Source organism: Acidobacteriota bacterium, from assembly GCA_016716905.1.
Lineage (GTDB): Bacteria > Acidobacteriota > Vicinamibacteria > Vicinamibacterales > SCN-69-37 > SYFT01.
On the sequence record JADJUS010000022.1, the window covers coordinates 1184376 to 1206593 of the forward strand.

Annotated in this window: 21 protein-coding genes; 13 read left to right on the plus strand and 8 right to left on the minus strand. The window is 65.0% G+C overall.

What is annotated here, in order from left to right; all coding sequences use genetic code 11:
• Positions 1-31: 31 nt before the first annotated feature.
• The 5 genes from IPL75_21295 to IPL75_21315 form a co-directional block, all read right to left on the minus strand.
• On the minus strand, positions 32-3367 hold the full coding sequence (locus tag IPL75_21295) for a hypothetical protein (GenBank protein ID MBK9242733.1): 3336 nt from the start codon (positions 3365-3367) through the stop codon (positions 32-34).
• Positions 3306-3980, minus strand: a complete 675-nt coding sequence (locus IPL75_21300) for a hypothetical protein (GenBank protein ID MBK9242734.1) — start codon at positions 3978-3980, stop codon at positions 3306-3308. Before IPL75_21300 ends, IPL75_21295 begins: the two co-directional genes overlap by 62 nt.
• Positions 3981-4171: 191 nt before the next feature.
• Entirely contained in the window at positions 4172-5566 is a 1395-nt protein-coding gene (gene argH / locus IPL75_21305; GenBank protein MBK9242735.1) for an argininosuccinate lyase, read from the minus strand.
• Complete coding sequence (locus IPL75_21310; protein MBK9242736.1) at positions 5566-6507, minus strand: argininosuccinate synthase; 942 nt, start codon at positions 6505-6507, stop codon at positions 5566-5568. The genes argH and IPL75_21310 overlap by 1 nt, the downstream gene beginning before the upstream one ends.
• Positions 6504-6953, minus strand: a complete 450-nt coding sequence (locus IPL75_21315; protein ID MBK9242737.1) for an arginine repressor — start codon at positions 6951-6953, stop codon at positions 6504-6506. The genes IPL75_21310 and IPL75_21315 overlap by 4 nt, the downstream gene beginning before the upstream one ends.
• A 110-nt stretch (positions 6954-7063) precedes the next feature.
• On the opposite strand from IPL75_21315, the gene argC reads away from it, so the two are divergent.
• From argC to IPL75_21380, 13 genes are read left to right on the plus strand one after another with little or no spacing between them, the layout of a single operon-like run.
• Complete coding sequence (gene argC / locus IPL75_21320) at positions 7064-8071, plus strand: N-acetyl-gamma-glutamyl-phosphate reductase (GenBank protein ID MBK9242738.1); 1008 nt, start codon at positions 7064-7066, stop codon at positions 8069-8071.
• A complete protein-coding gene (argB, locus tag IPL75_21325; protein ID MBK9242739.1) occupies positions 8068-8907 on the plus strand; it encodes an acetylglutamate kinase in 840 nt (279 codons plus the stop codon). Before argC ends, argB begins: the two co-directional genes overlap by 4 nt.
• Positions 8904-10121: an acetylornithine/succinylornithine family transaminase gene (locus tag IPL75_21330; protein MBK9242740.1), complete on the plus strand. Its 1218-nt coding sequence runs from the start codon at positions 8904-8906 to the stop codon at positions 10119-10121. Before argB ends, IPL75_21330 begins: the two co-directional genes overlap by 4 nt.
• On the plus strand, positions 10118-10648 hold the full coding sequence (locus IPL75_21335) for a GNAT family N-acetyltransferase (protein MBK9242741.1): 531 nt from the start codon (positions 10118-10120) through the stop codon (positions 10646-10648). The genes IPL75_21330 and IPL75_21335 overlap by 4 nt, the downstream gene beginning before the upstream one ends.
• Before the next feature lie 2 nt (positions 10649-10650).
• A complete protein-coding gene (gene argJ / locus IPL75_21340; GenBank protein ID MBK9242742.1) occupies positions 10651-11874 on the plus strand; it encodes a bifunctional glutamate N-acetyltransferase/amino-acid acetyltransferase ArgJ in 1224 nt (407 codons plus the stop codon).
• On the plus strand, positions 11871-12800 hold the full coding sequence (gene argF / locus IPL75_21345) for an ornithine carbamoyltransferase (GenBank protein MBK9242743.1): 930 nt from the start codon (positions 11871-11873) through the stop codon (positions 12798-12800). Before argJ ends, argF begins: the two co-directional genes overlap by 4 nt.
• 9 nt (positions 12801-12809) lie before the next feature.
• Positions 12810-13373, plus strand: a complete 564-nt coding sequence (locus IPL75_21350; protein MBK9242744.1) for an inorganic diphosphatase — start codon at positions 12810-12812, stop codon at positions 13371-13373.
• A 4-nt stretch (positions 13374-13377) separates the two neighbouring features.
• Positions 13378-13833, plus strand: a complete 456-nt coding sequence (locus IPL75_21355; protein MBK9242745.1) for a hypothetical protein — start codon at positions 13378-13380, stop codon at positions 13831-13833.
• Between the two features lie 34 nt (positions 13834-13867).
• Entirely contained in the window at positions 13868-16507 is a 2640-nt protein-coding gene (locus IPL75_21360) for an amidohydrolase family protein (protein ID MBK9242746.1), read from the plus strand.
• Between the two features lie 11 nt (positions 16508-16518).
• Positions 16519-17982 carry an amidohydrolase family protein gene (locus IPL75_21365; GenBank protein ID MBK9242747.1) on the plus strand — a complete coding sequence of 488 codons (1464 nt, stop codon included), beginning with the start codon at positions 16519-16521 and terminating at the stop codon, positions 17980-17982.
• Positions 17983-18024: 42 nt separating this feature from the next.
• Positions 18025-18813, plus strand: a complete 789-nt coding sequence (locus tag IPL75_21370; protein ID MBK9242748.1) for a hypothetical protein — start codon at positions 18025-18027, stop codon at positions 18811-18813.
• 2 nt (positions 18814-18815) lie between these two features.
• On the plus strand, positions 18816-19745 hold the full coding sequence (locus IPL75_21375) for a hypothetical protein (GenBank protein MBK9242749.1): 930 nt from the start codon (positions 18816-18818) through the stop codon (positions 19743-19745).
• Positions 19742-20650, plus strand: coding sequence for an Ig-like domain-containing protein (locus IPL75_21380; protein ID MBK9242750.1), 909 nt, complete (start codon positions 19742-19744; stop codon positions 20648-20650). Before IPL75_21375 ends, IPL75_21380 begins: the two co-directional genes overlap by 4 nt.
• 71 nt (positions 20651-20721) lie before the next feature.
• Here IPL75_21380 and IPL75_21385 read toward each other — a convergent pair whose 3' ends face one another.
• From IPL75_21385 to IPL75_21395, 3 genes are all read right to left on the minus strand, one after another.
• Positions 20722-21105 (minus strand): LysM peptidoglycan-binding domain-containing protein, encoded by a 384-nt coding sequence (locus tag IPL75_21385; protein MBK9242751.1) that lies wholly within the window; start codon positions 21103-21105, stop codon positions 20722-20724.
• A gap of 31 nt (positions 21106-21136) precedes the next feature.
• Positions 21137-21340 (minus strand): dodecin domain-containing protein, encoded by a 204-nt coding sequence (locus tag IPL75_21390; GenBank protein MBK9242752.1) that lies wholly within the window; start codon positions 21338-21340, stop codon positions 21137-21139.
• Positions 21341-21433: 93 nt separating this feature from the next.
• Positions 21434-22204 (minus strand): alpha/beta hydrolase, encoded by a 771-nt coding sequence (locus IPL75_21395; GenBank protein ID MBK9242753.1) that lies wholly within the window; start codon positions 22202-22204, stop codon positions 21434-21436.
• Between the last annotated feature and the right edge of the window lie 14 nt (positions 22205-22218).

A 22218-nucleotide genomic window follows, 5' to 3' on the forward strand; every position in this document is an offset into this window, starting at 1 on the left:
GGCGAACTGTTCTCTTGGAGTCAGGTACGGCTTACCAGCGCGGCCCGAAGCGCACCTTGACCTGCAGTGTCTCGCGGCGGCCACTCTTGAGGGTCCGCACAAACACCAGGTTGTATTCACCCAGGTAGCCGGGCGTGGACTGCCACATGAACCGGCCGGCGGCGCGGTCAAGGAACGATCCCACCGGCAGCGGCGTCAGGATGCCGTGCTGCACCACATAGCCGTCCCACACTTCGCCTGACATGGTGCGCGGCAGCGCCAGTTCCACGCGCTCAAACTCGCGGGCCGTGATCCGTGCCACCCCTGACTGCACCGGCGCGGGCCGCAGTTCAGCCTTCATGTTCATGCCGAGGCGTACGGGCACCGTCGGGGCGATCCGTTCGAGATGGCGCAGGCTGGCGAGTGTGTGTCCCAGATCCGGTCCCACGGGGTTCACACGAATGACGGCCTCGGGATCGGCGTCAGCGCTGAACGGGTTGGCCCCGCCGTTGGTGATGATGAAGTTCCGGCTGCCGATGCCTTCGGTTCGTCCCGCGCTGTCACTCACGCCCCAGGCGATCGAATGGGGGCCGTTGCTGTACGCGCTCGTATCGATGACAAACGCGCCGATCGGGCCCCGCCCGGAATCGAGGTTGCGGAACCGTGTCGGGTTCGACGTGCGCGTGGTTCCAGGCGCCTGCGGCGTCGGGTTGCCGAACAGATTGGCCACGTCATCGTTGCAGAAGGCGCCGGCAGGCACGGGATTCCCCACACTGCCCCGGCACTGGTTGTAACCGACGTTGCCAACCGGCACGCCGTCAATGTAGACGGTCATCGTCGATCCGTTCACGGGAACGATGATGTCGCCCGCGCCGGCAGTGGTGTTCGTGTCGGGCGTCAGCGCCCATCCGAAGTTCGCATAAAAGCCCCCGGTGGCTCCACCCTGCTGGGGCGTGTCAATCGATCCAAACGGTTTGGTAATCGTGTCATTCGACATCGAGAAGGATGTCGGCGTGCTGTTGCCCGGCGTCCTGCCGAGCAAGGTCTGCGTGCCCTGGGTGTCGGTGGCGATGGCATACAAAGTCAGGGCGCCCTGACCGCCGAAGCCGGCCTGGTTGGGCACGTGCGGCAACATATTTGTCAGCAGCAGGTAGCCCCAGCCGGCCATGTTGGCGTTCGGGTAGTTCGGGTAGCCCGCCTCAACGTCGGGTCGCGCGCCAGGCACAAACGCCGCGTCACCGACGTAGACCACGTTGATGCCCAGCTTCATCAGGCAGTTGGCCTGAATATCGAAGGCCAGGCAGTTGCGGTAAATCTTGACGCTGGCCACGCCCATGTCGTCGAGCGCCCAACCGGTCACGCCAATGGCGCCCTGCACCCCGCCGGCGTTCTGGGACGGCGTGTCCACCTGGCCGAAGGGCGGCGCGGCTGTCGTGCTGGGCGGCGTGATGGTGACGCTGAGCTGGACGTACTGCGCTGAATTGGCCGTTGAGCCGGGGTAGATCGGGCTGACCCGAAGGACGACTCCGAGCGGAGTGGAGCCTGTCGACAGCGGCAACATCAGCGAGTCTTTGATCTGCACGGTGAACGAGCCTGAGCCGGAGCCACTCGTGGCCGACAACTGGATGTAGCCCAGGGTGTTGGTGCACATCGTCGGACTGTTTGGGTCGTAGACCTGACAGACGTCAACCGCCCAGTCCACAGGTGACGAGCCGCCCACCTGGGTCACGGTGATGGTCTGCGGAGGCGTTTTCGACGAAAGATTCGGCAGAGCGAGCGACCCGGTGTGTTGTCCCGTCATGCTCATGTCCGTGCGGTTGAGCACCAGCCTCGGCGCGGGCGTGTTTGTGGCCGACGGGTCGTACACCACGGGCCACTGCGAGAAGTTGAACAGGCTCGGTGTTGTATCCCCCGGCGTGATGAGGCCCGCGCAGATGAAGTACAGCGCGCCCGATGTGAGGCCAGGCGTCGGTGTAAACCACGTGAAGGCGCCGCTCGCGAGCGTGGGGTGCGTGCTGCCGTTGGTCAACGCCACTGCGCCCACACCGGTGGCCGCGCAATTGGTGGTGGCCGGAGTCATGGGTGAGGCGTTACCGGCGCCGGGTGAGGTTTCCGGTTTCGTCGGCACCGCGTACAACGCCACCTTCCAGTTGGCGGCGGTCTCGCCGGCTGGATTCACGGCCGGCATGGTGGACGTCCATGAAATGCCGAACGTGTTGGTGGTTTTTTCGTGTGCAGCGAGTCTGAGCGATGACACCCAGAACTCGGTGGGCGCGGCGAACTCGTGATAGTCGATGCGGAAGTTGTCGATGCCGACGCGGTTGAAGGGGGCGATACGCGCGGTGGCGCAGCCCACTGGCCCTAACGCGCACTGCACGGCGGTGTTCTGCCAGCCCGTGCGGGAGGGACTCGTGAACACGCCCGGGTCCGACTCAAGCGGAGCCTTGAGGCGGTCGGCCAGGTCCACCTGGATGCGGTCCAGCGTGTACCTGGTTGAAAAGGAATCCTGGTTCTGGGTCGGGCTCACTTTCATGTGCCGAATGACCAGGTCCTGGCTGACGTTTTCGGCATCAGCCACGATGCTCGGCGTGCCGGAGGTGTTCCAGGTTTCACCGGCAATGTGCCACACGAGGCGCGCAATCGAGCCGTTCAGGATGTCGCGTTCGCGATTGAGACCCATGTCGAACGTCGCCAGCCGGTACCGCGACGCGTCGATGCGCGTGTGCAGTCCGCGCAGGTCCGAGCGCATCAGATAACTCTGCGGGTCGTTGGTGCCGAGGCCCTTAAAGACTGTCTTGTTGCCGATGTTCGTGGCGTCGGGCAGCTCAAGCGGAAGGGTTGTGATCGTGCCCCCGCTCATGTTCTGGTTGACGTCGATGTCGGCGGTGGACGTGAAGTCCCAGGGGTTGTTCAGCTCAACCGTCGCGAAGTCGTCGGCCGAGCCCAGCGGGTTCGGCGACGTGAACGTGAACTCCGGGTAGTCGCGCACCACATACCGGCCGGTCGAACACGAGCGCAACTGGCGCGATGCGGGGGAATCTGAATTGTTCGCAGTGAACTTGTCGCGCAGGCCGATGTAGTACGTGCCGTTCGGCCAGGATTCCGGGAAGAACTGGAACCCTGACGCCTGGGCATACGCGAGCACGGCGTAGTTGCCGTTGACTCCGCAATCGGCCTGGGTGGAGATGACGATGTCGTAGGTGCCGCCGCCGGCCCAGGTGAGCGTCTTCGCGGTCTCGGCGCCGGGCGCCACCAGGCGCACCCAGTCCACGTCGATTTGGCCCATGACCGAGGCACCGAAAACGGCCGGGTCGAACCGGAGCGAATCAGCCGTCAACGAGGACGTGGCGCCCCAGTTGATGCTGCTGGAATCGGTGGGGTCGTTCACATTCTTCCAGCGCGCAAACCCCGGTGCCCAGGGCCGCCAGGGCCGCCGTGTTCTTGAGCGGGATCGCGTGGATCACATAGCGCGCACCTTCCATCGAGCCACAGGGCGCGTTGGAGCCGTTGCAACTGCCGAAGATGGGCGAGTACGGCACGCCCACCTGCGCGTTGGCGCTGTTGACCATCGTGATCATGCCGCCGTTCACGCGGCCGTTTGGATTGGAGTACGAGCTGTAGATCGTGTCGCGGCTCCAGAACATCTGCATGACCGGCACTGAGCCGATCTGGCCAAACGCCGGGGCCTTGATCTCATTGGCCACGCGCATCTTCACGTAGAGGTACGAGTAACTGCTGGTGTTGATCGGATGGTTGGAGCCGACTTTGCCGAGCTGCGCGGCGCCGGGCGTGAACGGGTCGAGAACGAAGAATGATGGATCTGAAGTGCTCGGGGTGCCCTGGAAGATGTCATTCCCCCAGGAGTCGGTCGTCATCTTCTTGCCGAGCATATTGGACGTCGGCTGGTCGATCCCCCATGTAAAAAATCCAATGTCGGTGCGCTCCTTCATGTCCCACGAGTCGCGCAGTTCGTGTGTCGCGTATTCCTTCCAGGGGCGCACGATTGTGACCGAATTGGGCGCCGGAGAGGAGATTGACTGCGCCGCAGCCATCGCCGGACAGAGCGTCAAGAGTAGACAGGGGAGGCCACGCCGCAGGATCATCTTGACCGGGTATCGTGCATATCCCGTACCACCGATAGAGATCCCGAAGTCGTTAGCGAAACGACCCGATCAGGCCGTGCCTGGGTGAGCTAGCCGGCCGGCGCCGAAGCGCTCGTAACCCATCGTTTCGTCTCGACTAAGGCGGCTTCCACGGGCCCCGGTCCGGTCGATTGCGGCGTCAGACGGGCGGCCACGGCCGCCTCGGGCGTGATGGCCTGAAACACGCCTTCCTCAAAGAGGGGGTGGTACCGCTGCCAGTTTTGAAGGTCGAGCGACGAAAAATCGCGCCCGGCCTCGTACAGGTCGCGAACGACCTTCCCAGAGACCTCGTGGGCCGTCCGAAACGGCAGCCCGCGGCTCACCAGATAGTCGGCCACCTCGGTCGCCAGAAGCAGCCCTGAGGCCGCCTGGCGCATCACCGCCGGACGCGGGGTCAGCGTGCGGACCACCGCTGCCGACGTCATCAGGCAGCCTGCCAGATCATCTTCAGCGGAAAAGGCCAGAGCCTTGTCTTCCTGCAAGTCCTTGTTATAGCCAAGGGGCAGGCCCTTCATCGTTGCCAGCCAACCGGCCAGCACGCCGATCGCGCGTCCAGCCTTCCCGCGGACCAACTCCATCGGATCCGGGTTCTTTTTCTGCGGCATCAGGCTTGAACCGGTCGCCACTTCATCCGCCAGTTCAAAGAAGCCGAACTCTTCGCTCGTAAACAGGATGACGTCTTCGGCCAGCCGGCTCAGACGCGTCATGCACATCGCGCAGGCGTAGAGAAAGCTCGCCACAAAATCCCGATCACCCGACGTGTCGATGCTGTTCAGGGTGACCCGGGAAAACCCGAGCGTCTGCGCCAGGAACTCGGTGTCGATGGCGTAGCTGGTGCCGGCAATGGCGCCCGACCCCAGCGGCATCAGGTCGGCTTCGCGGCGCGCGGTCTCAAGGCGGTCCCAATCCCGTCGCAGGGCGGCCGCATGTGAGAGCCAGACATGCGCCACGAGCACCGGCTGGGCTCGGCGCAGGTGCGTGTACGACGGCATCGTGGCCTGCCCTGCCAGTTCGGCCTGCGCGACCATCGCTTCGACCACCGACACCACGCCACGTTGCAGCGCGGGAATCCGGCGCCGCAGATAAAGCCGGAAGTCCACCGAGACCTGCTCGTTGCGCGAGCGGCCGGTATGCAGCCGCTTGCCGGCCTCCCCGATGCGCGCCACGAGTTCGCGCTCCACAAACGCGTGCACATCCTCGTCATCCGCACGATCGAGCAGGGTCGGATCGGCGTGCACGGCCACGCGCACCGCCTCCAGGCCCGCGACGATGGCGTGAGTGTCGGCGGCCGTCAGTACTCCGGCTTTCGAGAGCGCCTGCGCCCACGCGCTGCTCCCCGTCAGGTCGTCGTCAATCAGCCGCTTGTCCACGCCCAGCGACTTGCCAAAATCGAAGACCTCGGCATTGGGGGCGCTGTCGAATCGCCCGCTCCATAAGTTCGACATCAGATGGACACCTCTTCGATGTGGCACTCGCCCAGATGACATTTCAATCGCACGGTGCCGCGCACCGCCGGCCACAGGGCAGGCACCACGGCCGACAGCGCCCTCATTGCCTGATGCAGGACGACAGGGGCGGGCGCTTCTTCGACAATTCGCGGGCGCACTCCCGGGATGGCCGGAAAGTCGAGACGTCCAAGGCCATGAGAGCCGGCGATGGTTTCCAGACTGGGCAACAGCTCGATCAGCGGCATCGACACGCCGTTGAGGGACACCGGCACACCGTCGGCAAACTCCAGGTCCAGTGTTGCGGGAGTCGCTGACCAGTCCGTCACCGATCGAGTGAGCGTGTAGTCGGCCGGCGGGACTTCGGCCCACGGGTCGCTGAGCAGGTTGCCGGTGAGCGCGCGGCCCCACAGGTTGCGCACGGCGTTCAGGTGGTCCACTGCCGAAGGCAACGGCACGCCTCGGGCCTTTGCGAAGTGCAAGACCTGCGCGGGCGTCAGTGCCCAGTCGCGGCAGGGCGCCATCACGCGCAGGTCCCCACCGCCTGCCGCCACCAGTGCATCGAGACCGGCGGCGTCCGACTGGGGCACATGGCTGCCATGGGCCACCATGGCCGTGCCCTCAATCGCCGCGACCTGCGCCAGATACTTGGCCACCATCGGCCGCGCAAGCGCAGCCACCCGCGGGTCGCCCACACCAAGGGCGAGTGCCGGTGCCACGGCGGTGCGTGCAAACTCTTCGCGCACATCAACGACGTGCGCGCGCACGGCGCCAAGCGCCAGCGCCCGATCACGCACGTCAGCGAGATCAGTCCCTTGCCCGAGGTCGAGCGTGACCGTCACGACATCGGTCTGATATTGCTCCTCGAGCCACGCCACCGCCACCGACGACTCAAAGTCGCCGGCGTAGGCCAGCAAAATGACATGTCCAGTCGGGGTCACCCTTTCACCACTCCATTCCACCGTGTTTCAAGCGCACGCGCGGCGTCTTCGCCGCGACCAATGATGAGAATCGTGTCGTCACCGGCAATGGTGCCCGCCACCTCCGCAGGCTGCGCCCTGTCGATCAGGATCGCGACCGGCTGGGCCTGTCCGGGGTCGGTGCGCAACACCACCAAATTGCCAACGCGTTCGAGATTGCGCACGAGCGTGGCCACCGCACGTCGCAACTGCTCATCAGTGGCGGGCGAACTGCGCTCGATGCCGGGCCGCACGTACGCGCCATCGCCGGCGCGCTTGACCAGGCTCAGTTCCTTCAGGTCACGAGAGATGGTGGCCTGAGTCGCCTCAATGCCCTTCGCCGCCAGGTGACGCCGCAGCTCCTCCTGGGACGCCACAGCCTCCTGGTCCACGATTTCAAGAATCTGCGATTGGCGCCAAGACTTCATAGATATTCAGTCCGCGACTGAGTATACAGCCAAGTTATGCATTTGAAGCCTGTAATTACAGATTAATCTGTTGATCTACAGAAATACCATGCGTATACTTACGCTCTATTATGAATACATATCCAGTTCCGGTGCGTGTGGCGATTGCCGGGGCCACCGGTTATGCCGGCCAGGAATTATTGAATCTGCTGGTCTGGCACCCGAAGGTGCACATTGTGGCCGCCATGTCGTCGAGCGCCGAGTCGGCTGCCCGGCCGTTGCCCCGCCTCGCGCGCACCTGGGATGGCAAGATCGAGCCATTCGACCGGAGCCGCCTGGAAAAGGAAGCCACGTTTGTGTTTCTCGCGATGCCCGAAGCGGCCGCGGCGGAACTGGCGCCGAAACTCCTGGATGCCGGCGTCAAAGTCATCGACCTGTCGGGGGCCTTCAGGATTCGCGACGAAGAGATGCGCGCGAAATGGTATCCGGCCACGAACCTGATGCCCGGGTCGGTGGCCTACGGATTGGTTGAGCACAACCGGGAGGCGATCAAGGACGCATCCATGGTGGCGTGCCCCGGTTGCTATCCCACCGCTGCGCTGCTGGCGCTGGTTCCGCTGGTCAAGGCCGGTCTGGTGGATACGTCCTGCGGATTGATCATTGACGCCAAGTCGGGCATCTCTGGCGCGGGCCGGACGGCCAGCGATCGGACCCACTTCTCCGAGAACCACGGCTCGATGGCCGCCTACGGCGTGATGGGCCATCGTCACGTCGCGGAGATGGAACAGGAACTGGGCAGCGAAGTGACGTTTGTGCCGCACCTGGTGCCGCTCGACCGCGGCATCCTCGAGACCATTTACGTCAAGACACGACCCGGCACCACCAACGAGGCCATTGGCGAAGCCCTGGCGCGCGCCTACAAGGACGAGCCGTTTGTGCGCCTCACCGAAGAAGCGCTGCCGGAAATCAAACACGTGGCCGGAACAAACTTCTGCGACATCGGCTGGGTGTTTGATGCGGCAAGCCGGCGCTTGATCATGGTGGCGTGCCTCGACAATCTGGTGAAGGGCGCGGCCGGACAGGCCGTCCAGAACTTCAACGTCATGTGCGGGTTTGACGAGCGGATGGGACTGCGATGACCGGGCCTCTCGTCCTCAAGCTCGGCGGCGAATTGATCGAGACAGCCGCAGCGCGTGCGGCGTTTGCGCAGATGGCCCTCGCCCTGCAGGCGTCGCGACCGTTGGTGGTCGTGCATGGCGGTGGACGCGCCATCGATGCGGAGCTGGCGCGGCGACAGATCGCCCCGAACAAAGTGGATGGCATCCGGATTACCGACGCGCCCACGCTTGAAGCGGTCGTGGCGGTACTCGCCGGCACCGCCAACACCGAACTGGTCGCGGCCCTGGTGATGGCCGGCGTGCGGGCCGTTGGGCTGACCGGGGCGGACGCAGGGATGGCCGAGGCGACTCGCGCGCTCCCCATGACCTCAACGACCGGCGCGATTGTGGATCTCGGCCTGGTCGGCGATCCCGACGATGCGGATCCGTCGTTGCTTGAACTATTGATGACTCAGGGATACGTGCCGGTGGTGGCCAGCCTCGGCATCGAATCCGGCCCCTCGGGCGCCGGCATCCTCAACGTCAACGCCGATGTCATGGCGTGCCGTCTGGCGGCGGCATTGGGAGCGGAACTGATCATCGCCGGCACCACGGCGGGGGTCCTCGACTCGAACGGTGCCCTGATCCCGGCGGTCACGGTGGCCGGCATTGCGACATTGATTGGCGACGGCACGGCCACGGCGGGCATGGTGGCCAAACTCAGCGCCTGCCGCGCGGCGCTCGAAGACGGTGTGCCGAGCGTACGCCTTGTGGACGGACAGAAGTTTGGTCCGGGAGTGAATCCGGCGGCGTTGCCGGGCACGACCCTGACACAACACGCGGCGAGAGAGACCGCGCAGGCAGTGGGACAGCGATGACTACATCTTCGACGGTGACGCATTCGGTGCAGGAACTTGAAGCCCTGCATATCCTGCAGGTGTACCGCCGCACGCCGGTCGTGTTCGAACGCGGCGAAGGCGCGCACCTGTTCACAGGCGATGGCCGCAAGTACCTCGACTTCATCTCGGGCGTGGGTGTGGCCGCGCTTGGCCACGGCCACAAGGGCCTGGCCGATGCCATCGGCGCGCAGGCGCATACGCTCCTGCACACGTCGAACCTTTTCTATCACCCGCTGCAGGCTGAAGTCGCCACGCTGCTGGCCGCGCGCACGGGGCTTGACCGCGCGTTTTTCTGCAACAGCGGCGCCGAGGCCGTGGAAGCGTGCCTGAAGTTCGCGCGCCGCTATTGGTATTCGCAGGGGGCGACCACTCGCACGAAGTACGTCGCGTTCACGCACTCCTTCCACGGCCGCACGATGGGTGCGTTGTCGGTGACGTGGGACGACCACTACCGCGCACCGTTCGCGCCGCTCATTCCGAACGTGGTGTTCGCCGATCCCACTGACGTGGCGGGATTCAACGCGCTGGTGGACGATCAGACCGCGGCCATCATCGTCGAGCCGATTCAGGGCGAAGGCGGCGTGCGGCCGATTCCTGCGGCGATGGCGGCGGCCATCGAAGCCGCATGCGCACGCACGGGCGCGCTGCTGATCGCCGATGAAGTACAGAGCGGATCGGGGCGAACGGGGCCATTCCTGTACAGCCAGACGCTGGGGCTCACCCCCGACCTGATCGCGCTGGGCAAGGCGTTGGGGGCCGGGGTACCGGTGGGTGTGGCGATGTTCTCAAACGCCGTGGCAGCCGCGGCCACGCCTGGCGATCATGGCAGCACGTATGGCGGCAACCTCCTGGCCTGCCGGGCAGCGCTGGTCTTTCTCGAGGCGTTGTCTTCGCCGGCACTCGCGGCGTCGATGGCTGCGGCGTCGGATCGGTTGTTCTCGGGCTTGCGAGCGATGCAGCGGCGGCTACCGGCCATCAAGGACGTCCGGGGCGCGGGACTGATGGTGGGCGTGGACCTGGCATTCGACGCGGCGCCCGTGGTGGCGGCCGCATTCGAGCGCGGTCTACTGATTAACCGGACCAGCACCACCGTGGTGCGGCTGTTGCCGCCGTACATCATCACGACGGCGGATGTGGATGCGGCTCTGCCGCTGCTTGAAGACGCCATTGTGGCGGGAGGAACTGCACAGTGACCGATTTGATCATCCGGCCCGCGACTGCCGCGGACGCCGAGGCGATTCATACGCTGGTGACCGACCATCTGGACGAGGGCCACTTGTTGCCCCGCGAGCTGGGGGAACTGCGCGTCCACGCCGATCGATTCATCGTGTGTGATGTGGCCGGGCGGATTGCGGCGTGTGCCGAGCTGGCGCCGCTCTCCCCCAAGGTGGCCGAGGTGCGGTCGCTCGTGGTGTCACGCGACTTCCGAGGCGCGGGTCTGGCGCATCGCCTGGTGGGCGAACTGCGCACGCGCGCAAGGATCAGCGGCTTCGATACCCTCACGGCATTCGCGCACGACGCGCGATTCTTCGTGCGGCAGGGTTTCTCAATCGTGCCGCACGTGTGGGTGCCCGAGAAGATCATGACCGACTGCGTCGGCTGCCCGCTCTTCCGCAAGTGCGCGCAGTACGCCGTGGTACTGCCGCTTCAGACGCAGCAGTTGTATCGTCGCAGCAGCCCACTGGTGACCGCAGAGCGCTCGAACGCGCGGGTGGCATGACCATGACAGCGCGTCTCATCGAAGGCGGCGTGACCACGCCGGCCGGGTTCACTGCGGCCGGCGTCTACTGCGGGATCAAGAAGCCAAACCCCGTCACACATCCGCTCGACTTGTGCCTGATTGCGTCCACGCGCGGCCCCGTGCCTGCCGCGGCCGTCTTCACCACGAACCTGGCCGTGGCCGCACCCGTCGTGGTCTCGCGGGGCCACCTCGACCAGTCCGGTGGCCTCTGCGCGGGCGTGGTCGTCAACAGCGGCTGCGCCAACGCGTGCACGGGTGACGCCGGCATGGAAGTGGCCCGGCAGATGTCGGCGGCAGCAGCGGCGGCGCTGGGTTGTGACACCAGTCACATCTTTGTTTCCTCCACTGGTGTCATCGGTGTGCCGTTGAACCTCGGAAAGATCAAGACGGGTATCACCGCAGCGACGGTGGCGCTTTCCACCGACGGCGGTCCCGACGCCACACGCGCGATCATGACGACCGACCCGTTTCCCAAGTCGTGTGCGGCCGTCATCGACACGCCGAAAGGCCGCGTGACTGTCGGGGGCATGACCAAGGGCTCGGGCATGATCGAACCGCGGATGGCCACCATGCTCGGCTTCCTCACGACCGATGCCAAGGTGGCTCCCGCGGTGCTCAAGGCCGCTCTGCGTCAGGTGTGCGATGAGACATTCAACGCCATCACGGTGGATGGCGAATGCTCGACCAACGACTGCGTGCTGTTGATGGCGTCCGGACTTTCGGGCGTGGAGATTACCGACCCATCCGACCCCGCGCTGGTGGAACCGCTGCGCGCGGTGGCGGGCCACCTGGCGCGAGAGATTGTCCGGGGCGGCGAGGGCGCAACCAAACTCGTGACCGTGCGGGTTACCGGAGCCGCGTCGCTCGGCGACGCAAGACTCGCCGCGAGGACGATCTGCAATTCGCCGCTCGTGAAGACTGCGATCCACGGCGGCGACCCGAATTGGGGTCGCCTGATCGCCGCGGCCGGACGGTCGGGCGCCCGCTTTGTGCTCGACGCCGCATCCGTGCGCATCGGCGACGTGGATCTCTTCGTTCATGGCGTGCCGTTTGATGAGCGCGCGGCGGCGGCCGCCACGGTGCTTGAGCAGGAACGGATGGTCATTACGGTGGACCTGGGCACCGGCGGCACCGACGAGGCGACGATGTGGACCTGCGATTTCAGTGAGGAATACGTCAAGATCAACGCGGAGTACCGCACGTGACGCTTGAGTCCAAGGACTTTCTTTCCATCCTCAACCTCAGCCCCCACGCTCTCGAACAGGCGCTCGCCCTGGCAGCGGAGTTCAAGACGGATCGACTGCAGAAGCGGCCGCACCAGCAGGTGCTGGACGGCCAGCACGTCGCACTCCTCTTCGAGAAACCGTCCCTGCGCACACACGCCGCGTTCACGATTGCCGTGCGTGAGCTCGGTGGCGACGTGATCGAGCCCTCGAGCGACGTGGCGTTTGGTGGACGGGAGTCGGCCAGCGACGTGGCCCGCAACCTCGAACGCTGGGTGCGCATCGTGGTGGTGCGAACCTTCGAACAGTCGCGATTGGAGCGCTTTGCGGCCGCGTCAGACCGCATGCGCGTGATCAACGCGCTGACCGACGAAGAGCACCCGTGCCAGGCGCTTGCCGACATGCAGGCGCTGCTCGAGCGATGGGGCAACGTGAAGGGTCGCACCATCGCGTTTGTCGGCGATGGCAACAACGTGGCGGCATCGCTGGCACAGGCCTCGGTCATGCTCGGCATGCATGTGCGCCTGGCGACACCGCCAGGATTCGAACTCCATGCGGGACTCGCGGAATCGGTCCACCGCGTCGCCCGCCTGGGCGCCACGTTCACGCAGGGTCATGACCCTGCTGCTGCGGTCAGGGGCGTGGATGCCGTCTATACCGACGCCTGGGCCTCCATGGGCCAGGAAGACGACGCGGAGCGGCGCATGGGTATTTTCCAGCCGTTCCAGGTGAACGCGGCCCTGATGGCGCAGGCCGGCCAGGATGCCCTGTTCATGCACTGCCTGCCGGCGCACCGGGGCCATGAGGTGACCGACGAGGTGATTGACGCACCCGTGTCGATTGTCTTCGACCAGAGCGAGAATCGGCTGCACACACAGAAGGCGCTGCTTGCGATGATGTCGCGGTAGGCTAGGAGCATGCATCCGTGGCACGACAGCTATATAGACGACGCCCAGATTGACGCGGCGTTCCCGGTCATCATCGAAATTCCCAAGGGCAGCTCCAACAAGTACGAACTCGACAAGGAAACGGGGCTGCTCCGGCTCGATCGGGTCCTCTACAGCGCCGTGCATTATCCAGCCGACTACGGCTTCATCCCCCGGACGTTTTGTGACGACGGCGACCCCTTGGACGCACTGGTGCTGAGCCAGGACCCCGTCCACCCGCTCACCATCGTGGAAGCCCGCGCGATTGGCGTCATGCGCATGCGTGATGAGAAGGGCATCGACGACAAGATCGTCGCCGTCAGTGTGCGGGACCCTGCGTTCGCCGACTACACAGACAAGAGCCAGCTCCCAACCCACATCCTTCGGCAGGTGCGCCAGTTCTTCGAGGAATACAAAGCACTCGAAAACAAGCAGGTGGTGGTGGAGGACATGCTCGGGCCGCAGGAAGCGATTGTCATCATTCGCAGCGCGCTCGAACTGTATCGCCGCTTGCGCCGTGGAGAACTGGGAAAGACGGGGAAGGCCCGGGTTTGACACGATGCGAATTGCGTTGGGGGTGATCGCCGCGACGTGCGCCACACCGCTGGCGATTGCTGCGGTGTTCGGCGCGCTTCATTTTTTTCAGGTGGGCTGGTTTGGGGAGCGGGGCTGGCCTCTCGTGCGTGAAAGCATCCTGCTCTACGCCGCCTTCTCCGCACCAGTCGCGTTCTTCCTGACCATTGCGGCCGGTGGCCCCTTGGCGCATCGGCTGGCGCACCTCGGACACATTGGCTTCAGACGCCACGCGATGGCAGGCATCATCCTGGGCGCGACGCCCTTCATCCTGTTTGACGGCTACGTCATCGGCACCAATCTCCTGCTCGACGTCCGTCCGGCCCCGGACATCGATACCGTCAAGATGGCACTGCGCTGGGCCGCGCTGGGCGCCTGGTGCGGCCTCTGGTCCGCCGGCGCCTACTGGGTGGTCGTGATCAGGCGTTCCTCAGTACGCTAGAGTTTCCCCAGTTCTTTCCCCCTTGGAGGCACCATTGGCACGTCGAGGTATTCACTCTCTCTTTGTTGGACTGGCGCTGATTGCAGCGTTCCTGATTCCTGCGTCCGCCGCCCGGTTGTCAGGACAGACTGCAGCCCAGGCACCATCCCCAACGGTTGTGGCCATTCGTAACGCGACACTGATCACGGTATCGCGAGGCACCATCAACAACGGCACCATCGTGTTGCGTGACGGTAAGATTGCCGCCATCGGCGCAAACGTCCAGGTGCCGGCCGGCGCGACCGTGGTTGATGGCACGGGCAAGTTCGTCACGCCCGGCCTCATCGACGCGCACTCGCACATCGGCAATGACGCCATCAATGAAGGCGCCACGGCGGTCAGCTCGATGACCGACATGGGCCAGGTGCTCAACCCGACCAACATCGCCATTCAGCGCGACCTGGCAGGCGGCCTCACCACCGCCAACATTCTGCATGGCAGCGCCAATCCGATCGGCGGCGGCTCGGTCACCATCAAGCTGCGTTGGGGCGTGGAGAAAGGTGACGACCTGATCTTCGAAGGGTCGATGCCCGGGATCAAGTTTGCCCTCGGCGAAAACCCGAAGCGGCAGGGCGGCGGCGCCGGTGGCCTGCAGGGTGGCGGCCCCGCTCGCTACCCCGCCACGCGGCAGGGTGTGGAGTTTGTCATCCGCGACGCGTTCACGCGCGCAAAGAAGTACCAGAAAGACTGGGCGGCGTACACCGCCGCGCAGAAGTCCGGGCAAACGACCATTCCGCCGCGCCGGGACCTGCAACTCGACGCGCTTGTGGAAGTGCTTGAGGGCAAACGTCTCGTGCACTGCCACTCGTATCGCGCGGATGAAATCCTGATGATGATTCGCGTCGCCGATGAGATGGGCTTCAAGGTCGCCACCTTCCAGCACGTGCTGGAAGGCTACAAAGTGGCCAAGGAAATTGCGGCCCACGGCGCCGGCGCATCGACGTTCTCCGACTGGTGGGGCTACAAGATCGAAGCCGAAGATGCCATCCCCGGCAACGCGGGGCTCATGACCCACAAGGGCGTGAACGTGTCGATTAACTCCGACAGCGCGGAGCACGCACGCCGCCTGAACACCGAAGCGGCGAAGTCGGTGCGTTGGGGCGACGTGAGCGACGACCAGGCCATCGCGATGGTCACGTTGAATCCGGCTCGCCAGCTGCGCATCGAGAATCGCGTGGGCTCACTCGATGTCGGCAAGGACGCCGACGTCGTGCTCTGGAACAGCCATCCGCTCAGCACCTTTGCCACGGTGGATCAGACCTACATTGACGGCAAGGTCTATTACGACCGTGCGGTGGATCTGGCGCGGGTGGCCGACGTCGAGAAGCAGCGCGCGTCTTTTCCGGGCGCGGGCGGCCGTGCCGGTGGCGCCGCTGCGGCCCCGGCCGTGACCGCAAACCTCTTCAACATCACGCCTGAGGCCGGCAAGGTTGCGTACAACGCCAACGGCGGCACCTGGGCCATCACCAACGCGCGCATTCACCCGGTGTCCGGCCCGATCATTCCGAAGGGCACGGTCGTCATCCGCGGCAACCTGATTCAGGCAGTGGGCGCCAACGTGTCCGTACCTTCGGGCGCCCGCGTGGTGGACGCCAAGGGCGGCAGCGTGTATCCCGGATTCATCGACGCGCAGACCGACCTCGGCCTCAACGAGCCAGGTGTGCGGAGTTATGACGATGTGAATGAGATGCTGGCGTTCAACCAGATGCTGCGTACGCGCGTGGCGTACCAGTCCGACAGCGACGCTATCGCGGTGGCGCGCACCGAAGGCATCACGTCGGCGGGCATCTTCCCCGGTGGCGGCATCATCGGCGGCGAAGTACCGCTCATGAACCTTGATGGCTGGACGTGGGAAGAAAACGTCGTGCGGCCGGCTGCGGGGCTGGCGTTTTCATTCCCGGGTGGAGGTGGCGGAGGCCGCGGCGGCGGGTTCCCGGCGGGCGGCCGCGCGGGCGGCGCCGGCGGCAATTCCGGACTGCGCGAGCTTGAAGCGCTGCTGGCACAGGCCAAGGTCTATGGGACCAATCCGGCGCGAGAGAAGAACTGGAACCTCGAGCCCTTCCTGCCCATCCTCAACAAGCAGCAGGCGTTTTACATCAGCGCCGGCAGCGAAGCCGCGATCACGCAGGCGATTGCCTGGGCGCAGCGCCAGAACGTGAACATCGTGATTCGCACGAGTCCGGCGACCGCTGTGGCGAGCGCCGCTGCGCTCAAGGCCGCCAGCGTGCCGGTGATCATCAGCACGGTGCTGGCGTTGCCACAGGGGGATGATGTCTTCCACGCGGCGACGTATCAGGCCGCCGGCGAACTGGAAAAGGCCGGCGTGACGTTTGCCTTCTCGAGCGGCGGGTTTGAAACCGTTCGCCTGATTCCTTTTCAGGCGGCCATCTCGGTGGCGTGGGGGCTCAGCAAAGAACGCGCGCTGCGGGCGATGACGCTTGATGCCGCAAAGATCTTTGGCGCCGACGCGCTTGTGGGCAGCATTGAGCCCGGCAAGGTGGCCAACCTGGTGGTGACCAACGGCGACGCGATGGAAATCCGTTCGCGTGTGCTGCACGTGGTCATTGCGGGCAAGGAAGTGCTGCTGCAGAACAAGCAGACCGAACTCTTCAACCGTTACATGGGTCGTCAGTAGGAGAAATCGACATGCGAAACCTGAGAACATTCATCATTCAGGGCGCTGCGATTCTCGTCGCGACGCTCACGTTCACACTCACGGGGGGCGCGGCACCGGCCGGCCTCACGTACGCCATCAAGGGCGCGAAAATCGTCACGGTCTCGGGCGCGGTGATTGACAACGGATCCATCGTCATGCGCGATGGCGTGATCCAGGCGGTGGGGGCAAACATCGCCATCCCGGCTGATGCCATCGTCACCGACGGCACGGGGTTGACGGTCTACCCGGGCCTGATCGACATGGCCAGTGCGGCACCGCTTGAGGCGTCCGCGCCAGCCGGACAGGATCCGGCGGCGGGCCGCGGTGGTGGCGGGGGTCGTGGCGGCGGAGGAGGCGCGACGTTTGCCACGCTTGAAGAAGCTGACCGCGCGAAGCGCGCGGCGATTCTGCGTCCCGACTATCAGGCAGCTGAGAATCTCGTTGAGGCGAGCGATGCGCTGGGCCAGATGGCTCAGGCCGGTATCACGAGCGTGCTGGCGGTGCCCTCGCAGGGCATCTTCAAGGGCCAGAGCGCACTGGTCAACACCATGTACCCGCCCGAGGATCCGCAGATCAGCACGATCGCAGACTATCGCCGCGGCCTCGCGGTGGTGAAGGCGCCTGTCGCCCAGCACGTGAACATCGGCGGACGCGGGGGCGGCACGGGATACCCCAATTCGCTCCTCGGCACGATTGCGTTCACGCGTCAGGGATTCCTGGACGCGCAGTGGCAGCGTGATGCCACGGCAATCTACGAAAAGACCGGCGCTCGTGGGCCACGGCCGCTCGTGGAGCCGTCGCTTGACGCGCTCAAGCCGGCGCTCGCGAAGCAGATGCCGGTGGCATTCGACGCCAACGAAGGCCGAGAGATCGACCGGTCGCTACTGATGGCGCGTGACTTCGGCCTCGACCCGATCATCGTGGGCGGCTCGGGCGCGGCAAGCCGAATCGCGGACCTGCAGAAGGCGAAGGCCCGCGTGATCTACGGCGTCAACTTCCGTGGCGGCGGCCCGGGAGCCGCCGGGGGCGGGGGCGGGGGCGGAGGTCGCGGCGGCGGTGGCGGCGATTCGTTGCGTGCGATGCAGGCGGCCGCCGATGCGCCGAAGGTGCCCGCGATGCTGGCGCAGGCCGGAGTGCCGTTTGCGTTCACGAGCGGCGGCACCCTGCTGCCGTCGGACTTTGTGCGCAATGCGGCGCGCACGGTCAAAGAAGGCAACCTGACGGCTGACGCCGCGCTCAAGGCGCTAACCCTTGAGGCCGCGCGAATCGCCGGTGCGGCCGACCGCGTGGGCTCAATCGAACAAGGCAAGATCGCGAACATCCTCGTCACCGACGGCGATCTGTTTGAAACCGCCACGCGTGTGCGTCACGTGTTTATCGACGGACGACCCATTGAGATCACAGCGACCGCTGGAGGCGGCGCGGGGCGCGGGGGCCGCGGCGGGGGTCGATGATCAGCGTAGTGGACAAATGTCACAAATGACCGAAATGGCGAAGTGACTGAACATTCAGCCCACCGGGGGCTTCCGGCTCTTTGGGACGACCATGCCCGGTTCGATCCCCTGTGGGCGGTACTCTCGTCCGACGACAAGCGTCATCGGGCATGGGACCTGCGCGACTTCATGAAGCAGGGCGAGCGCGAGATCCGCCCGATGGTAGATTCGGCGTACCAGGCGAATCTCGATCTGTGCCGGAGCGTGCCCGGCACGATGGCCGGCGGCGAAACGCGGCAGATCGTTGTGCGCGTCACGAATACAAGTCCAACCCCATGGGTGCAACGGGAAGTCGGCTCGTTGCGGGTCGGCGACCACTGGTTCGATGAGAGCGGCGAATTGATGGTGGCGCAGGATGACGGCCGCGCGTCGATGCCGCAAGTGGTACCGGTCGGCGGAACATTCGAAGTTGACCTGTCAGTGACGGCGCCCCGGACTGCGGGGAAATACCGGCTTGAGGTCGATGTGGTTCATGAGGGCATTTCGTGGTTTGCCGCGAAGGGCTCGCCTCGCGCCAGGGCACTGGTGTCGGTCGTCGCTCAGGCCAGTGACTCCCCTGCCAGGCTCGAAATGGACGAAAGCCCGGTGCCCGCCTATGGCGCGGGTGACCTCGCACTGAAGCCCATCGTGCCCGGAACGAGCGAGCCGGAGGCATTCCCCATGTACGGCATGGCGAAAGAGGCTGCCGTGGACTGCCTGCAATCGGGCGGTGGCGACATCGTCGCGATTGAAGACGACCCGCGGGCGGGCCCCGAGTGGCGCTCATTTCGGTACTTTGTCCGAAAGGCTTGAAGATGAGGGACCCCGATCAGTCGCCGGACTTCCGCCGGAGAAAGCGTCGACACTTCGCCGCAATCGCGGTCGCCCTGGCGGCTTCGTGCGCCGGGCCGTCCGCGCCTTCTCCTCCCGCGCCTCCGCCTCCACCGGTCGTGGGCCCGGCCACGCCACCGGTGATCCGGTCGATCGCGGTTCCCTCCGCACGCGTCGAGGCCGGAGCGGACATCAACATCACAGCGGTTGTGGAAGACGCGGAGACTCCCCTGTCCCAGCTTGCGTACCAGTGGACCGCGAGCACCGGCACGATCACGGGTACCAGTGCCGCGGCGACCTTCCGCGTGCCTGCGGGCATCAAGGCCGGTGCTGATGTGGTCGTCACGCTGACGGTGACCGATACCTACGATGCTGTCGTGAATAACGTCGTGGTCAAGCAGCAATTCGTGGTCACCAGAACCTCGGCGGCGTTCCGGGTTCACGACTCCGTCGCGGAAGTGAAGGAACTGGCGCGGAAGTTCCTCGTGGACCTGTTTGGCAACTCCAGCGTCCCCGCGGAAGCGTGTATGGTCGATTTCGCCGACGCCTGCGCCAATCTTCCCGAGGGTCGAACGGCCGAACTAAAGCAGATTGAGGCTCACCGCGACGACTACCTGGTGATCAGCGCTCAGATCCTGAACCAGGACGTCGTGTTCTTCGGAGCGAATTCGGGAACCGTTCATTCGGCCACGTTGTACGTCGACCAGCGCAGGGACGACCCCAGGTTTCGTGGCGAGACCTGCGGCGACTTCGAGCTGACGATGGTCTACGTCGGCAATCGTTGGTGGATCTGCGAGAGTTATTTCAACGAGGACGACCTGAGCGGTTGTCCAGCCACAGCCAACGATGGCGGAGTCGCGCGGATTCTCCGAAAGCAGACACCCGTGCGAGGCCCTGCTAGACTTCGACGATGAGGCCGACTCGGTCCGTCGCACTGGCCTGCGCCCTGACGCTGGCGGCGTGCGGAAGTTCCGCCACGACTCCAACCTCTCCCGAGACTCAGCCAACGTCACTCGTCTCCACCTCGTTCGGCAAGTTCAGCTACGGCCTTGCGCCCGGCCAGACGCGGCAGCTGACGGTGGACGCCAGCTTTTCCGACGGCACCACACGATCGGTTTCGACAGAATCGAATTGGATTTCACTGACGCCCGATGTCATGACGATCACGCCGGCAGGACTGGCGACCGCCATCCGCCCAGGGGCCGCGAGTGTCTACGTGCAGTATCAATCCGTGGCGTTGAGCTTCACCGTGACGGTGTATCCAATCGAGAGAGTGGCGATTGCTCTTGGAGCGGCGTCACCCAGTTTGCCCGTGGGAAAGTCGGTGGCCCTGAGCGCGAGGTACCACCTGAGCAATGGCCTTGATGCGGGCGACGCCACGCAGGAAGCCGTGTGGAGTGTGGCCGATTCGGCGATTGCATCGGTCAGTGCCAAAGGGCAGGTCACCAGTCTCCAGGAGGGCCGCACCACTGTGTCGGCCACGTTCAGGGGCGTGACGGGCACGGCCGAACTGTGGGTGACTCCGGCCGGATGCACGTTTGCCACCTCGCCAACGTCGCTCCGGCCTGACGCCGGGTTCATGGTCAGCCACGCGAGTCTTGAGGTTTCTGTGACCGCATCCCCTGGATGCGGGTGGGCTGCCACGTCCAACAGCAGCGACTGGGAAATCCGAAGCGCGCCGTTTGGTGCCATCGTCGCCGGAGGCGTAGGAAGTGGCTCGATTCATCTGGTGTGTAAGGCGAACGCAAACGACTGCCGGTCGCGAATCACGAGCTTCGAGATCGCCGGCACACGCGTGACCAAGTTCTCCGCCCAGTAACGCGTTGAGCCGCTAAACCGCATGCCTGTAGCCGGGTCTTCAGGTCCGGCTACAGGCATGTCACAACCGCTTTACGGCAGGCGCAGGACCTGTCCGGGCTTGATCTTGTCTGGATCGCTCAACTGATCCTTGTTCAACTCGAAGATCTTCATGTACGCCCCGGCATTGCCGAGATGCGCCTTGGCGATGGCGCCGAGGGTGTCGCCGGCCTTCACGGTGTACGTCTTGGCGGCTGCGGGCGCCGCAGCTGCCGGGCCACCTGTGACCTGAATGTCGGCGACGATGTCGTTCTTCCAGGTTGGAATCGTCTTGATGGCCGTCCAGAGTTCGTTCTTTTCGTCCTCAGTGGCCACGGTGCCCTTGAAGTGGAGCTTCCCATCGCGCTCGTCGGCGCTACCGTGAAACTTGCCCTTCGCCGTCTGAATTGCGTACGCGTACGTGTCTCTCAATCCCATAAGTCACCCCTGTTGAAAATCTGCGCCGATTCTATTCATCAAGTACGAAGGTCACCATCATGTTGACCTGATACTCGGTCACGCGGCCGTCGTCGCACCGCACGTGCTGTTCCTTGATCCATGCCCCACGGATGTTCCGAAGCGTCTTGCTGGCGCGCGCCAGGCCCTGCTGAATGGCGTCCTCAAAACTCTTCGTGGATGTGGAACTGATCTCGCTCACCTTCGCTACTGACATAGTTGTCCTCCTGAGTGTCTGCCAAACGCCCAAGGATACGGCGGAACGACGGGCGCCTGAAGTGCGGAACAGCACACTTCTGGGCAGGTGTGATCAGGAACCAAACAGCCAGACCATCGCCTCAGGCAGTCGCTTCGCCCAGCGATCCTCGGAGTGGTCGCCGAGCGGATCGTCGGCACCGTTTACGTTGCCGGCATCGAGCTGATCCAACAGCAGGCGCCGCAATTTGCGCACGTTGGCCGCGGTTTGCCGGCCCTCCTTGAGCCCGACGTCGAGCCACACCCGCGTCGCCGGCGCGAAGGGCTGGCGACGCACCCGCGTCAACATCACCGCCTCGTCCCACCAGAGTGACGGAGACATGACCAGCAGACGGCCAAAGCGTGCCGGATACTGCTGGGCGATGGCCAGCGTCACCAGACCGCCCAATGAGGAGCCGCCCATCGCCAGGCGGCCGGCCCGGGTGTCAACGCCGTATTCGGCCTCTAGAAACGGCACCAGCTCTTCAACGACGAATCGCCCGTAGCGCGAGGCCTGGCCGGCGCCGGAATGGTTGCCCTCGGTGGGGGTCATTTCGAGGATCCTCTCCTCTGCGGCATGGTCGATGCCTGCGATGACCAACGGAGGAATCTTGCCCTCCTCCACCAGGCGGGCCGCGGTTTCAGCCACCTGCCAGGTCACGCCGGGACGATGGGCCCGCTCGCCGTCAAACAGGTTCTGCCCGTCGTGCAAAATCAAGAGCGGCGTCGGGGTGCCGGACCCCGGGACTCCGGGACCCCGGGACCCCGACACGGCCTCAGCCCCCGTCCAGACGGTGACGCGACGGGGCCCGGAAATCCATTCAGAAGGAACGTCGTGACGCAGCATCAGATGACGTAGTA